This is a genomic window from Megasphaera sp. NM10, from assembly GCF_000417505.1.
Classification (GTDB): domain Bacteria; phylum Bacillota; class Negativicutes; order Veillonellales; family Megasphaeraceae; genus Megasphaera; species Megasphaera intestinihominis.
In genome coordinates, this window is sequence record NZ_APHY01000030.1 from 32776 (window position 1) to 47729 (window position 14954).

Annotated in this window: 14 protein-coding genes; 1 reads left to right on the forward strand and 13 read right to left on the reverse strand. The window is 54.7% G+C overall.

Translation table 11 applies throughout. From position 1 onward, the window contains the following. Position 1 precedes the first annotated feature (1 nt). The 8 genes from msbA to NM10_RS06405 all read right to left on the reverse strand — a co-directional run bounded on the left by msbA (position 2) and on the right by NM10_RS06405 (position 9065). Positions 2–1768 (reverse strand): lipid A export permease/ATP-binding protein MsbA, encoded by a 1767-nt coding sequence (gene msbA, locus NM10_RS06370; protein WP_036200870.1) that lies wholly within the window; start codon positions 1766–1768, stop codon positions 2–4. Further along, positions 1752–2906: a lipid-A-disaccharide synthase gene (lpxB, locus tag NM10_RS06375; protein WP_020310771.1), complete on the reverse strand. Its 1155-nt coding sequence runs from the start codon at positions 2904–2906 to the stop codon at positions 1752–1754. The genes msbA and lpxB overlap by 17 nt, the downstream gene beginning before the upstream one ends. 8 nt (positions 2907–2914) lie before the next feature. Then, positions 2915–3730 (reverse strand): LpxI family protein, encoded by an 816-nt coding sequence (locus NM10_RS06380; RefSeq protein WP_020310772.1) that lies wholly within the window; start codon positions 3728–3730, stop codon positions 2915–2917. A gap of 124 nt (positions 3731–3854) precedes the next feature. After that, the gene (gene lpxA / locus NM10_RS06385) at positions 3855–4667 is read right to left on the reverse strand and encodes an acyl-ACP--UDP-N-acetylglucosamine O-acyltransferase (protein ID WP_020310773.1); all 813 of its coding nucleotides are present in this window, start codon (positions 4665–4667) and stop codon (positions 3855–3857) included. 205 nt (positions 4668–4872) lie between these two features. Continuing rightward, positions 4873–5319, reverse strand: a complete 447-nt coding sequence (fabZ, locus tag NM10_RS06390; RefSeq protein WP_020310774.1) for a 3-hydroxyacyl-ACP dehydratase FabZ — start codon at positions 5317–5319, stop codon at positions 4873–4875. Positions 5320–5336: 17 nt separating this feature from the next. Beyond that, positions 5337–6170: a UDP-3-O-acyl-N-acetylglucosamine deacetylase gene (lpxC, locus tag NM10_RS06395; protein ID WP_020310775.1), complete on the reverse strand. Its 834-nt coding sequence runs from the start codon at positions 6168–6170 to the stop codon at positions 5337–5339. 204 nt (positions 6171–6374) lie between these two features. Continuing rightward, positions 6375–7808: an argininosuccinate lyase gene (gene argH, locus NM10_RS06400; RefSeq protein ID WP_020310776.1), complete on the reverse strand. Its 1434-nt coding sequence runs from the start codon at positions 7806–7808 to the stop codon at positions 6375–6377. Positions 7809–7820: 12 nt separating this feature from the next. Beyond that, positions 7821–9065, reverse strand: a complete 1245-nt coding sequence (locus NM10_RS06405; RefSeq protein WP_020310777.1) for an argininosuccinate synthase — start codon at positions 9063–9065, stop codon at positions 7821–7823. Positions 9066–9263: 198 nt separating this feature from the next. Between NM10_RS06405 and NM10_RS06410 the strand changes: the two genes are divergently transcribed. Further along, positions 9264–10058: a transglycosylase domain-containing protein gene (locus tag NM10_RS06410; RefSeq protein WP_020310778.1), complete on the forward strand. Its 795-nt coding sequence runs from the start codon at positions 9264–9266 to the stop codon at positions 10056–10058. Positions 10059–10296: 238 nt separating this feature from the next. Here NM10_RS06410 and NM10_RS06415 read toward each other — a convergent pair whose 3' ends face one another. The 5 genes from NM10_RS06415 to NM10_RS06430 all read right to left on the reverse strand — a co-directional run bounded on the left by NM10_RS06415 (position 10297) and on the right by NM10_RS06430 (position 14948). Then, positions 10297–10743, reverse strand: coding sequence for a flavodoxin family protein (locus NM10_RS06415; protein WP_020310779.1), 447 nt, complete (start codon positions 10741–10743; stop codon positions 10297–10299). A 253-nt stretch (positions 10744–10996) separates the two neighbouring features. Then, positions 10997–12397, reverse strand: coding sequence for an FAD-binding oxidoreductase (locus NM10_RS06420; protein WP_020310780.1), 1401 nt, complete (start codon positions 12395–12397; stop codon positions 10997–10999). A 345-nt stretch (positions 12398–12742) separates the two neighbouring features. After that, positions 12743–14032: a nickel-dependent lactate racemase gene (larA, locus tag NM10_RS06425; protein WP_020310781.1), complete on the reverse strand. Its 1290-nt coding sequence runs from the start codon at positions 14030–14032 to the stop codon at positions 12743–12745. A 32-nt stretch (positions 14033–14064) separates the two neighbouring features. Continuing rightward, complete coding sequence (locus NM10_RS14015) at positions 14065–14226, reverse strand: hypothetical protein (RefSeq protein ID WP_014015072.1); 162 nt, start codon at positions 14224–14226, stop codon at positions 14065–14067. A gap of 20 nt (positions 14227–14246) precedes the next feature. After that, complete coding sequence (locus NM10_RS06430) at positions 14247–14948, reverse strand: GntR family transcriptional regulator (RefSeq protein ID WP_051132238.1); 702 nt, start codon at positions 14946–14948, stop codon at positions 14247–14249. Between the last annotated feature and the right edge of the window lie 6 nt (positions 14949–14954).

A 14954-nucleotide genomic window follows, 5' to 3' on the forward strand; every position in this document is an offset into this window, starting at 1 on the left:
ATCAACCTTCTGACGCTGTTTCTTCCGTAGTATCGTTGAACTGTACGGCATAGAGATGGGCATAGAGGCCGTCTTTTGCCAGTAGTTCATCATGGGTCCCCTCTTCGACGATGCGGCCGTGGTCGATGACGACGATGTTGTCGGCATTGCGGACCGTGCTCAGGCGGTGGGCGATGACGACGGCCGTGCGGCCTTCCATGAGGCGGTCCAGGGCAGCCTGGACGATCTTTTCGCTTTCCGTATCGAGAGCCGACGTCGCTTCATCGAGGATGAGGATGCGCGGGTTCTTGAGGATGGCCCGGGCAATGGCGATGCGCTGGCGCTGGCCGCCGGACAGGGAGCTGCCGCGGTCGCCGACGAGGGCTTCGTAGCCGCCGGGCAGTTCCCGGATGAAGTCATGGGCATTGGCGGCTTTGGCAGCGGCGACGACTTCTTCGTCCGTCGCATCGAGGTGGCCGTAGAGGATGTTCTCCCGGACCGTAGCGTTGAAAAGCATCGTTTCCTGCGGGACCAGGCCGATCTGCTGGCGCAGGGACGAGAAGGTGACGTCGCGGACGTCAATGCCATCGATGGTCAGACTGCCGCCCGTGACATCGTAGAAACGGGGCAGCAAGTTGGCGACCGTCGATTTGCCGGCACCGCTGGGGCCGACGAGGGCGACGACTTCGCCAGGGGCGACTTTCAAATTGAAATCGGTAAGGGCCGGGTGGTCTTTGTCATAGGCAAAGGAGACATGGTTGAATTCGACTTCCCCTTTGACCGGCGGCAAGACGATGGCGTCCGGCTTTTCCTTGACATCCGGTTCGGTGTCGATTGTTTCAAAGACGCGGTCGGCAGCGGCCAGGGATTTCTGGATATCGCCGTAGATTTCACTGATTCGGCGGACCGGGTTGGCCAGGTTGATGGAGTAGATGAGGAAGGCGATGAGGGCGCCGGCCGTCATTTCGCCGTCGATGACGCTCATGCCGCCGTACCAGATGATGCCCGTGACAGCGATGGCTGCGAAGAACTGGATGAACGGCGTCAGCAGGGCCGTCAGTTTGGTCGTCGTCATGAGAGCCCAGAAGTTGCGGTCGTTCTGGACCATGAAGCGGCGGATTTCAAAGTCCTCCCGGTTGAAGGAGCGGATGATGCGGATCCCCGAAATAGCCTCTTCCAAAAGCGACGTAATGTCAGCCATCTTGCCCTGGACGTCGTGGCCGGCCCGGCGCAGGCGGGAGCCGAAGAAGTTGATCGTAAAGACGACGAGGGGGACGATGACCAAGGTCAACAGGGTCAGCTTCCAGTAGAGGAAGAGCATGGACCCCAGGGAGCCGACGAGGATGACCGCTTCCTGGACGAAGGAAATGAGGTTGCCTGCAATGGCCGTCTGCAAAGCCGTGACGTCATTGGTCAGGTTGCTCATGATATTGCCCGTCTTGTGCTTGTCGAAGTACGACAGGGACAGGGTCTGCAAGTGACGATACAGGGTTTCGCGGATATCGTTGACGATTTTCTGGCCAACGAAACTCATGAGGTATTTCTGGCCGAAATAGAAGAACCCGCGGAGCAGGAAGAGGACCAGGATACCGATGACGATGAGGTTCAGCGTGTAGATATCCTTATTGGCCAGGACCTTATCGATGACGTCCTTGATGAGCCACGGGACGACGACGTCGCTCGCCCCGGACAGGGCCATACAGATGACGGCGACGACGAGGCGCATCTTGTACGGCTTGATGAACATTAATAATCTCTTATAACTTTGCCAACTATTGTATTGCTTCATGGGCACCTCTTTCTCTTGCAAAATCTAAGATAGCCTGGGCCGTCCGCTGGACAGCGCCGGGTTCCCCCATCGTGCGGCGGACGGCCGCCAGGGATTTGTGCAATGCTTCACGGTGCACTTTATCGGTGATCATAGGCACCATGGCGGCAGCGATGTTTTCCGGCGTCACCTCATCCTGCCACAATTCAGGGATGACCCGATGGCCCATGATGATGTTCGGCAGGCCGATGCTGTCGATATGGACCAGGACTTTCGATAACCAGTAAGTCAGGCGGTTGACGCGGTACACCAGGAGCGTCGGCAGGCCCATGAGGGCCGTTTCCAGCGTCGCCGTCCCCGAAGCCGCGATGGCTGCCGTACTGAGATTCATCATATCGTATACTTTTTCTTCACCGACCGTGACGGCGACGCCTGAAGCCCGGATGATCTCATCGAGGAGGCCTTCGTCGATAGTCGACGCCTTGGGCAGGATGAACTGGACGTCCCCTGCCTCTTTGCGGATGAGCTTGGCCGCTTCCAGCATACACGGCAGGAGGCCGCGTACTTCCTGGACCCGGCTGCCCGGCATGAGGAGGACCGTCTTCTTCCGTTCGTCCAGTCCGAAATGAGCACAGGCCTCGCGGCGGCTCATGGTCGCATGGACCGTATCGACCAGGGGATGGCCGGCATAGATGACATTCGTCCCCATGTCTTCATACATCTTGGCTTCAAAGGGAAAGAGGGAAATGGCCAGATCCGTATACTTGGCAATGGTCTTGCCGCGGCTCTTGTGCCAGGCCCAGATGGTCGGCAGGATATAATAGACGACGGGGATGCCCGCCGCTTTGGCCACCTTGATGAGGCGCATGTTGAAGCCCGGATAGTCGATGCAGACCAGGACATCGGGCTTTTCTTTACGCATCGTATCGACGAGGAAGTCGCGGAGGCGGAAGAAAAAGGGAATCTTGCGGATGATTTCCCCGACGCCGATGACGCCTAAGTTCTTGATGTCATAGACGATGTCGACGCCGGCCGCTGCCATTTCCTTGCCGCCCATACCGAGCAGTTCGATCTGCGGATCCAGTTCGCGCAGGGACCGGGCCAAATTGGCCCCGTGCAGGTCGCCCGACGCCTCACCGGCAGAAAACATGATTTTCATAGGCTCTCCTAAAAATTCTTATCGACAGCACAGATACAGATATCGTGGCGGTTGGCCAGGTCCAGGACTTCGTCCTGTTCGACGAAGAGCGTCCGGCCGGCTTCCATGGCCAGGACATTGCAATGGCTTTCAATCATGGACAAGATGGTCTGCTTGCCCACGGCAGGCACGTCGAAACGCGGGTCCTGGTTGGGCTTGGCCACTTTGACGACGACGGATTTTTCCCGTCCCAGGGCGCCGCCGCGGCGGATGCAAGCGTCGGTCCCTTCGATGGCTTCGACAGCCATGACGGCCTTGTGCTTGACGACGACAGTCTGGCCGATGTCCATGCCGCCCATGGCCTTGGCCGTGACGAAACCGAAGCGGATATCGTCTTCTTCCGACGCCGTCGGTTTACGGCGCGACAAGACACCGCAAGACGGCATGAGGGGTTTCAGGTACAGTGTCTGGTCGACGACTTCCAGGCCATCTTTGGCCAGTTCTTCGACGATGGCCAGCATGATCGTATCGTCCTTGCGGTTGCGCAGTTTCGCCAGCAGCTTGATAGCCCGCCAGTCAGGGAACTTCAAGCCTTTGAAGAGGATTTCCTTAGTGACCTTGCCAATCATGGTCACTTTGGCGACGCCATTCTTCTTGAGGGTCTTGATGACCTTATCCAGTTTGGCGACGTTGATTTCATAATAAGCATCTGCTTCGGCAGCCAGTTCCGGTTCGACATCACTGACGACGGCGATGACGACGACTTCGTGACCCAGCTGTTTGGCAGCGCGCATAAATTCTACAGGCAGTTTGCCGACACCGGCAAGCAATCCTACTTTTTCCATAGCAATCATCCTTATTCATAAAGAGAAATATTCATCTTTATATTATAACAAAAAAACAGGCCCCCTGTCAGCAAAAAAAGGGGCCATCGCAGACGCGAACCCCTTTTTAGCCAATAGCGGCTGCCTAATCTTTCGTCCCTCTGCAGATACCGCGGTCGGCATTGCGGAGGAAGCGGAGGAAATGTTCTACTTCTTCATAGCTGTCCAGTTCCTGTTCCATTTCGGCAATGGCCTGGCGCAGGTTCAGGCCGGAACGGTACAGGATGCGGAAAGCCTTCTTCAGTTCCCGGCGTACTTCTTCCGAAATCCCGGCCCGTGAAAGGCCGACACTGTTCAGCCCGATGCAGCGGGCCGGCTGACCGTCGGCGATGACGAAGGGCGGAATATCCTGGACGACTTTTGCCAGGCCGCCGATCATGCTGTTGCGGCCGATCTTAACGAACTGATGGACGCCGGCGATGCCGCCGATGACGACGCGGTCTTCGACGGTGACGTGGCCGGCCAGGCCGGCGCAGTTGCTCATGATGACGTGATTGCCGACGACGCAGTTATGAGCTACATGAGTGCAGGCCTGGAAGAGGCAGTCGTTGCCGATGCGCGTTTCTTCGCCTTCACCGGTGGCCGTACTGACGGTGACGAATTCCCGGAACACCGAGCGGTCGCCGATGATCAGGTAGCTCTTTTCACCGTGATATTTCAAATCCTGTGGTTCCGAACCGATGGAACAGCTCGGGAAAAACCGGCAGTCCTTACCGATCGTGGTCCAGCCGTCGATGGTAACGTGGGCCATGATTTCCGTACCATCGCCAATGGTAACGTGGGGCCCGATAACGGCATACGGCCCGATTTTGACACCGGCACCGATTTTTGCCTGCGGGTCTATAATAGCCGTCGGATGTATCATGCTCTGAGGCATGTTATTCGTTTCCTCGGTCATTAAAGTCACTCCTCGCTTCCCTGCCTGAGCGGCAGGCGCTTATTTTCAACCTAAATCACATATTATATACACTCGCAGAATACCAGTCCGGTTTTGCCGGGCAAAATCAGGCCTTTTCCCGCTATATTCCTCTGTATACTCGCAAATACGCCCATTTAGGCCGTTATTTAACATGCAGTAAAGATTTTTTTAAATTTTTCTTAACTTATTTTTTCGTGTTCTGACCCGGCATGAGGGCAAAGAGGTATTCCCCTTCGGCACAGAGCGTGTCGCCGACGTGACACTGGGCCTTGACCTTGCCCATGCGGCCTTTGATCTTTTCGATGTCAGCCCGCATGACCAGCTGGTCGCCAGGGATGACGGGATGGCGGAAGCGCAGTTTGTCGATGCCTGTAAAGAACGGGATGAGGCCGCGGTTTTCTTCCGGATAGAGCAGGGCTACGCCGCCGACCTGGGCCATGGCTTCGGCGATGAGGACGCCGGGCATGACCGGTTTTCCCGGGAAATGGCCCTGGAAAAATTGTTCATCGAAGGTCGCATTCTTGATGCCGATGGCATATTTCATCGGTTCAAGTTCGATGATGCGGTCTACGAGCAGCATGGGATAGCGATGCGGCAAAATTTCCATAATATCAGTTACTTCCAAAGTCATGAGAATTCCTCCTTAAATCACTGCATTTCTTCAAATATTTTATGGGTCAGCAGGTTGTTCAGTTTATGGCTCGATTTGACGGCGATGATGTGCCCTCGGACAGGACGGCCGAGCAGGGACAGGTCGCCGATGATATCGAGGACCTTATGACGGACCAGTTCGTCGTCACAGCGGGGAACGGACAGGCACGACGTCTTATCGTAGACGACGACGTTTTCGATGGTACCCCCTTTGCCGAGGCCTAATTCCTTGAGCATTTCCAATTCTTCCGTAAAGGCGATGGTGCGGGCAAAGGAAATGTCGCGGACATACGATTCCTTGGTAATCGTCGTGTCCAGGAACTGCACGCCCAGCATGGGGTGCGGGTTGATCGAAGTGAAGGTGATGCGGAAGCCATCATAGGGCACGATGGCGATGAATTTATCGTCCTCCTGGACGAGATGCTGTTTTTGGACGGCCAGCAGGCGGCGCGGTGCGTCCAGGTCACGGATTCCCGCTTCTTCGATGAGCTTGACAAAAGTCAGGCTGCTTCCGTCGGCGACGGGCGGTTCGACCGAATCCATTTCGACGAAGCAGTTATCCACTTCCATGCCGCTCAAGGCGGACAGCAGATGTTCTACTGTGAAGACCTTGGCTTCCCCGTTTTCCAACGTCGTCGCCCGCATTGTATTGGTTACATTCGTGAGATGGGCTTGTACAGACGGTCTGCCGGGCAAATCCGTCCGGATAAAGACGATGCCTGTATCAGCCGGAGCCGGGCGCAATACCATATGAACTTCATTCGCAGCATGCAGGCCGATGCCGTTATATGAAACGTCATGAGCCAGCGTCGTTTGTACTACTATTGACATAGGCAGGCCCCTCCTTTCCTGTTACGAGTAAGATTTAATTTTTTCTATACTTTTTTATTATACCTTATTTATAGGGTGTATGACAAGGGTGTTGTTCGTGGTTTCGGCCTGCGGCCTAGTGGTCCGTGGTTCGCGGCCCACCTAATTCCTTGCAAATGAAAAAGAGCCGCCCCAGGGGACAGCTCCTTTTCGTTCAATCGCTTTTTACTTCAATAGTTCATAGACAGAGGCGACGACGTCGTTCCAGGTTTCAATCTGGGCCTGTTCCCCATCCATGGCGGCTTTGCCGGCTTTACACTGGCGGGCCACGGACTGAGGCGACGTGCCGTTATACGTGTTACGCTGCTTGACGCAGGTTTCGATATCCAAGTAGTGATGGATGTCTTCTGCGAAGAGCGGGCTCATGGCCTGCAATTCCTGCAGCGATAACTGCTGTAATACCTTGCCCTGTTCGATGCAGTAGTGGACGGCCTTGCCGACGACGGCATGGGCTTCCCGGAAAGGAAGGCCTTTCTTGGCCAGGTAGTCGGCCATATCCGTCGCATTGGAAAAGTCGCTTTCCAGCACTTCCCGCATATGTTTGCCATTGACGGTCATCTTGTCGATCATGGCCGCATAGATGGTCAGGGCGAATTTCAAATTATCGATGGCATCGAAGACACCTTCTTTATCTTCCTGCATGTCCTTGTCGTAGGCCATAGGGATGCCCTTCATCATGGTCAGGACGCCCATGAGGTGGCCGTAGAACCGGCCCGTCTTGCCGCGGACGAGTTCGCAGATGTCGGGATTCTTCTTCTGGGGCATGATGGACGAGCCCGTGCAGTGGGAATCGTCGAGTTCGATGAACTTGAATTCCGAACTGGACCAGAGGATGAATTCTTCCGACAAGCGGCTGAGGTGCATCATCAGGACGGCTGCGAATTCCAGGAAGGCGATGATGTAGTCCCGGTCGCTGACGGCATCGAGACTGTTGTCGTAAATCTTGCCGAAATGCAGGGTCTTGGCGACGAAAGGCTGGTCGAGGGGATACGTCGTGCCAGCCAGGGCACCGGCACCGAGGGGCATGATATCGGCCATGTCCCAGGCGTATTTCAAGTGGATGAAGTCACGGGACAGCATGGAGAAATAGGCCATGAGGTGGTGGCTGAAGAGGATCGGCTGGGCCCGCTGGAGGTGGGTATAGCCCGGCATGATGACGTCGCTGTACTTTTCTGCAGCCTTGACCAGCGATTCCTGGAGCTTGACCAGGAGCTTGGCGACGGCGGCGATTTCGCGGCGGACATACATGTGCGTATCCAAGGCGACCTGATCGTTGCGGCTGCGGCCGGTATGCAGGCGCTTGCCGGCTTCGCCGATGGCATCGGTCAGTCGTTTTTCGATGTTCATGTGGATGTCTTCCAGCTCGACGGAGAAATCGAAGTTCCCGTCTTCGATCTGCTGGAAAATAGCCTTCAAGCCCTTGACGATGGCGTCTTTGTCTTCCTGGGAGATGATGCCCTGTTTGGCCAGCATCGTCGCATGGGCAATGCTGCCGCAGATATCTTCAGCATACATGCGGCAATCGAACTGGATGGACGCATTGAATTCTTCTACACTTTTATCCGTGGCCTTGGTAAAACGGCCGCCCCATAACTTCATACGAATCGCTCCTTATTTACCCTGTTTTTCTACGTGCTGTTTCATGAGGGCCCGCATCTTGAGCGGCAGGCCGAAGAGGTTAATGAAGCCTTCGGCATCGGTCTGGTCATATACGTCGTCTTCGCCGAAGGTGACGAATTCTTCGTTGTACAAGGAGTACGGCGATGTAGAACCAGCGCTGATGATGTTGCCCTTATAGAGTTTCAATGTAACCTGGCCGGTAACGGTCTTCTGCGTTTCATCGACGAAAGCCGACAGGGCTTCGCGGAGCGGCGAGAACCATTTGCCGTCATAGACGAGTTCGGCAAATTTGTTGGCCACATTTTCTTTATAGTGATACGTGTCGCGGTCGAGGCAGAGGTATTCCAATTCTCTGTGAGCATACATGATGATGGCACCGCCCGGGTTTTCATAGATGCCACGGCTCTTCATGCCGACCAGCCGGTTTTCGACGATATCGACGATGCCGACGCCGTTGCGGGCACCGATTTCATTGAGGGCCGTAATGAGTTCGACAGCACCCAGTTTCTGACCGTTGACGGCAACAGGGACGCCCTGTTCAAAGTCGATCTTGACGTATTCCGGAGCATCCGGAGCCTGTTCCGGCGTCTTGGTGACCATGTAGACCATGTCTTTCGGGGCATTGGCCGGGTTTTCCAGGTCGTCCCCTTCATGGCTCAGGTGCCAGATGTTCCAGTCCATGCTGTAGGGATAGGGATTTTCTTCGGACTGATAGTCGATGGGGACGTTGTGGGCTTCAGCGTATTTCAGTTCGTCTTCACGGGATTTGAGGTCCCACATCCGCCAGGGAGCGATGAGGGTCATTTCCGGAGCCAGGGCTTTGACGGTCAATTCAAAGCGGACCTGGTCGTTGCCCTTGCCTGTAGCGCCGTGAGCGATGGCATCGGCGCCTTCTTTCTTGGCGACTTCGACGAGTTTCTTGGAAATAAGGGGCCGAGCGAAGGACGTGCCCAAGAGGTATTTGCCTTCATAGACAGCACCGGCTTTGACCGTCGGCCAAACGTACTGTTCCATGAATTCTTTTTTGATGTCCATGACATAGACTTTGGAAGCGCCCGAAGCATAGGCTTTCTTTTCAATGGCTTCAAAGTCGTCCGGCTGGCCGACGTCGGCGCAGGCAGCGATGACTTCGGCGCCAGGATAGTTTTCCTTCAGCCAGGGAATGATGACCGACGTATCGAGGCCGCCGGAATAAGCCAGGACAATTTTTTTAATATCTTTTTTCGTGTTACTCATGATGATTTCCTCCTCTATCTGATGAACCAAAGCGATTGATTTGTGTTTGTTTCTGTCTACGTTTGATAGTATACACCCAGTTGAAATATTATGCAAGTATTTTGCATAAAAAATTTGCAAACTTTTTTTTAACAGGCCTGTCAATTCCCTCGCCCTGCAAAGTATAGTATAATAAAAGTGTTTAGTAGGAGGAATTCAATGAAACTAAAATACATCGCCATCTTTGCCCTGGCCTTTGCCATCTGTGCCGGCTGGAACCTGCTCTTCGACGCGCCGAAAACGGCCAAGCCTGCCGTCGAGACGGCGGCCAAGCTCCAAGAAGAAAAGGAACCGCAGGGAAGCTGGCCGGCACCGCTGCGGCCGCTGGAAATCCGGATCTATCCGTACCTGCACTTCCACGAAGCTATGGACAACAAGATCAAGAAAATCCCCGTCTACGTAGCCATCAACGCCATTTCCAAGCCCATGCAGCATGCCGTCGTCGCCACGGAAGACCGCCGCTTCTACGACCACGGTGCCATCGACCCGATCGGCATCATCCGGGCCGTCCTGGTCAACATCGAATCCGGTGAGACCGTCGAAGGCGGCAGCACCATCAGCCAGCAGGTCGTCAAGAATGTCTTCCTTTCCCAGGACCGGACCATGGCCCGCAAGGCCCAGGAATTCGTCATGGCCTTCTTGCTGGAACATTACTACAGCAAAGATGAAATCCTGGAAATCTATTTGAATACAGCCTATTTCGGCGCCAACGCCACGGGCATCGACGACGCGGCCCGGACGTATTTCACGACGACGCCGGAAAAACTGGACCTGGCCCAGGCATCCATGCTGGCCGGCCTGGTACAGGCGCCGACCTACTATAATCCCCTGAAAAATTACGACGCCGCCAAAGCCCGGCAGAAAACAGTCCTGACCTTGATGGCAGAACAAGGCTATATCAGCCCGGAACAAGGCGCAGAAGCTTATAAAAAAGAGATTCTCGAACGAAAGTAGCTGCTATCAGGCGGGACGCCCTCGTAACGAGCATCCGCCGTCTGTAGTAGGGGCCGTCCCAAAGGGCGGCCCGCTGTGAGATTCAGATACAGGCCATTTAGGATGATGGCAAGCTTTTTTACCGCGAGTCATTCGTCATGGTAAGGGAATGCACATAATTCAAGGCGGGACGCCCTATGGGCGTCCCCTACAGCATAAAAAAGGCGCTGTCTTCATGCGACAGCGCCTTTTCTGCAGCTTACTGGCCTTTGAGGCGGCTCAGTGTATCCTGGGCAAAGGCCTTGGCCCGGTCCAGGTGCAGGTCTTCCCCCGCTTCCGGCCGATGCATGTACTTGTCCTTGTCCGTCCAGGCGACGTACGTCCCTATGACGCCGCTGTCAGGCTCGAGGAGCTCTACGGCACTGCGCAGGTGCTTGGAGGCCTGATCCGAATAGGGATCGTCGTAGAGCGTGGCAAAGACGGCGACGTGGTCGTTGCCGATTTTCTTCAACGCTTCCTGCCCTTTAGGGTCCGCCTGGTTCTCGTCGATCCAAAAACCGGCAAAGACGCAGTCATACGATGAAAAGTCATCGGGCATGTCGTCGACACTGACGCAGGGCGTCCCCTGCGGAAGGCCTGCGGCGATGGCATGTGCAATTTGTTCAATACGTCCGGTCTGAGAAGAATACACAACAATGGCGTTCATCATAACATCTCCTTTTTATATTTTGATACTAATTATCGTTTTATGTACTACTAGTATAACATAAAAAGGCTGCCATTGTCCAATAGTTAATTTATAATTTTAAGCTGTTTCTTTATAGTTTAAAGTAATACGTTTAAGTAAACCTCTCAGACCGCCTTCGGCGGCCAGCTCCCCTATCAGGGGAGCCTTTCGTTCTGTCGCATGATAACGTAAACGGGCGCCCCACGTGGGCGCCCCTACAACTTAAACTTATTTAGTTTTCTTCGATGACTTTCCCCGGGTTGAGGATCCATTTCGGGTCGACGGCGCGTTTGATGGTCTTCATGAGGTCCAATTCGGCCGGATCCGTATATTCTTCCATGTATTTCAGGCGCTTCAAGCCGATGCCGTGTTCACCGGACAGGCGGCCGCCCAAGCCGTAGACGTATTTATACGCTTTGGTCCGGAATTCCTTCAGCTGTTTTTCCCAGTCTTCGTCGCTCATATCGCATTTGAGGATCTGGAAATGGAGGTTGCCGTCACCGGCGTGGGCCAGGCAGAAGACGCGGAAATCGTAGTTCTTGCTTTCCTTGACCAGGGTCTGGATGCAGTCGGCGATTTTCGTGACCGGAACGACCAAGTCTTCCGACGTGGCGACTTTCGAGAAGACGCGCGTGCTTTCCAGGCAGTTGCGGCGGACTTTCCAGACGCGGTCGTCGGCTTCGACGATGTCCGTAGCCCCACATTCTTCACAGACAGCGGCCAATTTTTCCATTTTATCGTCCAATTCGTCTTCATTGAAGGTTTCGATGGAAATGATATCATAACAGCCATCTTCGTAGTGAGGCAGTTTCAAGTCGCTGTAATCGCTGGCGCTGCGGACGAAGTTGTTATCCATGAATTCGACAGATGTCGGGTTGAGGCCGGCTTTAATCAGTTTCGGTACCAGAGCCGTCGCCTTGGCCAGGTCCGTGAAGACGGCCAGGACGTCGAGTTTATACGGCGGCAAGGGAACGAGCTTCAACGTTGCCTTGGTGATGATGCCCAAGGTTCCTTCGGAACCGATGATAAGCTGGTCCAGGCAGAAGCCGGTTGAGCATTTCTTTAAAGTAGCGCCGAGGTTGACGATCTTGCCCGTCGGCAGGACGGCTTCAATGGAGTAGACCTGGTGGCGCGTCGTGCCATAGCGGACGGCTTTGTTGCCGCCGGCGTTGGTAGCCAAGTTGCCGCCGATGAGGCAGCTGTCGGAGCTGCACGGGTCACCGGCGTAGAGCAGGCCCTTTTTGCGGGCTGCATTCTGGATGTCGATAGTGCGGACACCGGCTTCGACGGTCATATACATGCCATCTTCGTTCAATTCGATGATGTGGTTCATCCGTTCCATGAGCAGGACGATGCCTTTATAAGCCGGAACGGCGCCGCAGCTGACGCTGGTGCCGGCACTGCGCGGCGTGACCGGGACGTCGAAGCGGTTGGCGATCTTCATGATTTCCGAAACTTCCTGGGTATTAGCCGGCAGGACGACGACTTCCGGTGTCTTCCAGAAGGACGGTGCCAGGCTTTCATCGGATTTATAGATGTCCAGGACATCGGCATCGGTCTTTACATATTTATCACCGACGACGGCTTTCAAAGCGTCGATGACTTCAGCTGTAACCGGATTATATTCTTTCATTGTAAGAACCCCTTTACTTTTTAATGAAAAATGGAACCATCATTTCACTTATTGCAACTATTTCTCGTGAATTATGAATATTATAGTACACAAGGTGCCATTTGTCTTGGAAATTGTAAAAAAAAGATATACAGTTTAGTCATTTTAATACATGCACAAACGTAATAAATATGGTAAAACGTATAACCGTAGAGCATAAAAGGCACTGTCACATGAAGACAGTGCCTTTTTCCGTAGGGGTCGCCTAAAAGGCGACCCGCTGTGAATCGTGGGTATGAGCATTTGGGTATATGCTACGAACCACGAACACGATCGTCCCACAAGCGTGCCGAACAGGACAAGCCCCTACTGCCGAACGGGGAAAGTGGCGGCGGCGTGGCCCATGACAGTGACTTTGTAGTCTTCCGGCAGATCGGCCTGCGCTTTTTCCCAGGCTTCTTCCAGGGTTGCTGCCGGGATGAGGCCACTGTGACGGATGATGTCGAAGTTTTCCGGCCGCGTGACGACGTATACCGCCTTCATGGAGCGGAAAATGCAGTGCGACTTGAAGGCGACGAAGGCGGGAATGGAAAAGTCTGCCCGCAAGTCCCTTTCAAAGGCTTCCATGTCGCTGCGGAAGAACCAGTCCGTAAAGATGGCCGGTTCTTTGATATCCGGGCAGTCCAGGGTCAGGATCATCGTGCCGCCCGGCTTGGTGGCGAAGACGGCGTTCATGGGCGCCTTCATGCTCTGGTAGAGGTTCATGTCCTTGGGATAGCCGCCGGCCGATGCGATGGTAATATCCGCCAGTTCCTGGATGGGAACGCTGGCGATGTGCAGCAAGTCGTCACAGCCTTTTTTCCAGGCATCGTACCAATGGCCGCCGACGACTTCATAGAGATCGCCGTCTGCAGAAAAGACGGTGTTGACCAGAAAACAGGGATTGAGCAGGGCTGCGGCCTGTTTCATATCGTCGTGGAGGGGATTGTCTTCCAACAGACTCGTTTCGCATCGGGGATTGCAGCCGCCGCCAAAGGTATCGGTCAAGGCCATGGCGTGGTTGCGCATGATCGTTTCATAGCTGGCAACGCCGGGCAGGACGGCTTTGCGGCCGCCGCCAAAACCGGCCATGGGATGGAAGGATACGGCGCCGGTCAAGATGACTTTATCGGCCTGGACGACGTGCGAGTCGAGATAGACGTCATTGCCATGCGTCGTCGTCCCGATTTTGGTCAGCTGCGACGCATCGCGGCAGTCATGGCTGACGACTTTGACGCGCTTGACCATGTCTTCGCCGCAGACGATGACGTCTTCTTCCGGCCTATGGGCCCGGTGCGTCCCCTGGGCCGTGACGACGGTAATCTGTTCGTCCCGGACGCCGGCCTGGTTCAATTCATCGACGATGACCGGCAGCATCTGTGCCGTATGGACCAGACGGGTAATGTCACTGACGATGATAGCTACCGTATCGCCGGCCTGGACGACGTCTTTGAGCGGTGCGCTGCCGATAGGGTGGCGCAGAGCCTGTCGGATGGCTTCCTGTTCATCGGCTACGGCATCGACGGGATTGCCGTGCAGGTCATACAATACGTGTGCTTCATCGAGCGAAACGGTCTGTGTACCCTTCCCAAAGGGAAGAGAAAAAGTCTTCATCATAAAAAATACCCCTCTTTAATATAAATATAGTTTTAGAACAAGTTCCAGCGTCCCATGTACAAGGCGACCAGGGAGCGGATAAACAGACAGACGAACAAGATGTAGGTCAGGATATACAAAAAGTTTTCAAAGTCATCCATATGTTCCGACTTCTCGTGGACATGGCGGAAATGGTTCAAGAGAAAATGTCCCATCCGATGGTCGCTTCCTTTCCTTATTCTCCGCCGTGCGGAAATAATTCATGAACGCGCCGGGCCGACTCTTCGTCTTTGCTGATGCCCTTGAGCAGGGTCCGTTCGGAATTTTCCATGTGCTTCTTGGCGACTTTGCGGGCCATGGCACTGTTGTGATCGGCAATGTTTTCCACCATCTGCCGATGTTCTTCCCACGTCGCTGCCAGGCGGCCGGGATAGTGCATGGAAATGGAGCGGAAGCGCAGCATCTGTTCGCGCAGATTATTGAGTATATCGACGAGGCGCTGGTTCCGGCTGGCATGATAGAGGACGTCATGGAAACGGACGTCGGCATCGACGATCTTATCGAATTCGTCGTTGTCGATATATTCGTTGATTTCGACGAGGATCCGTTCCAGGTATTCCAGTTCGTCCGGCGTGATCCGTTCAGCTGCCAGGCCGGCTGCCAGTTCTTCCAGGGCGCTGCGGATCTCGAAGACCTGGGCGATATCCTTCAAGGAAATATCGGCGACATACGTCCCGCGCCGGGGAACCATGACAACGAAGCCTTCCAGTTCCAATTTGCGGATGGCTTCGCGGATCGGCGTCCGGCTGACGCCGAGTTCATCGGCCAGCTGGATTTCCATGAGCCGTTCCCCCGGTTTGAGTACGCCGTCCTTGATGGCCTGGCGCAGGGTTTCGCTGACGACTTCGCGCAGCGGCTTATAAGCATCTAATTTAATCGACGA

What these genes read in the sequence shown, in the direction of transcription:
- msbA (WP_036200870.1), bottom strand. Translation starts at nt 1,768, where the DNA reads ATGAAGCAATACAATAGTTGGCAAAGTTATAAGAGATTATTAATGTTC.
- lpxB (WP_020310771.1), bottom strand. Translation starts at nt 2,906, where the DNA reads ATGAAAATCATGTTTTCTGCCGGTGAGGCGTCGGGCGACCTGCACGGG.
- NM10_RS06380 (WP_020310772.1), bottom strand. Translation starts at nt 3,730, where the DNA reads ATGGAAAAAGTAGGATTGCTTGCCGGTGTCGGCAAACTGCCTGTAGAA.
- lpxA (WP_020310773.1), bottom strand. Translation starts at nt 4,667, where the DNA reads ATGACCGAGGAAACGAATAACATGCCTCAGAGCATGATACATCCGACG.
- fabZ (WP_020310774.1), bottom strand. Translation starts at nt 5,319, where the DNA reads ATGACTTTGGAAGTAACTGATATTATGGAAATTTTGCCGCATCGCTAT.
- lpxC (WP_020310775.1), bottom strand. Translation starts at nt 6,170, where the DNA reads ATGTCAATAGTAGTACAAACGACGCTGGCTCATGACGTTTCATATAAC.
- argH (WP_020310776.1), bottom strand. Translation starts at nt 7,808, where the DNA reads ATGAAGTTATGGGGCGGCCGTTTTACCAAGGCCACGGATAAAAGTGTA.
- NM10_RS06405 (WP_020310777.1), bottom strand. Translation starts at nt 9,065, where the DNA reads ATGAGTAACACGAAAAAAGATATTAAAAAAATTGTCCTGGCTTATTCC.
- NM10_RS06410 (WP_020310778.1), top strand. Translation starts at nt 9,264, where the DNA reads ATGAAACTAAAATACATCGCCATCTTTGCCCTGGCCTTTGCCATCTGT.
- NM10_RS06415 (WP_020310779.1), bottom strand. Translation starts at nt 10,743, where the DNA reads ATGAACGCCATTGTTGTGTATTCTTCTCAGACCGGACGTATTGAACAA.
- NM10_RS06420 (WP_020310780.1), bottom strand. Translation starts at nt 12,397, where the DNA reads ATGAAAGAATATAATCCGGTTACAGCTGAAGTCATCGACGCTTTGAAA.
- larA (WP_020310781.1), bottom strand. Translation starts at nt 14,032, where the DNA reads ATGATGAAGACTTTTTCTCTTCCCTTTGGGAAGGGTACACAGACCGTT.
- NM10_RS14015 (WP_014015072.1), bottom strand. Translation starts at nt 14,226, where the DNA reads ATGGGACATTTTCTCTTGAACCATTTCCGCCATGTCCACGAGAAGTCG.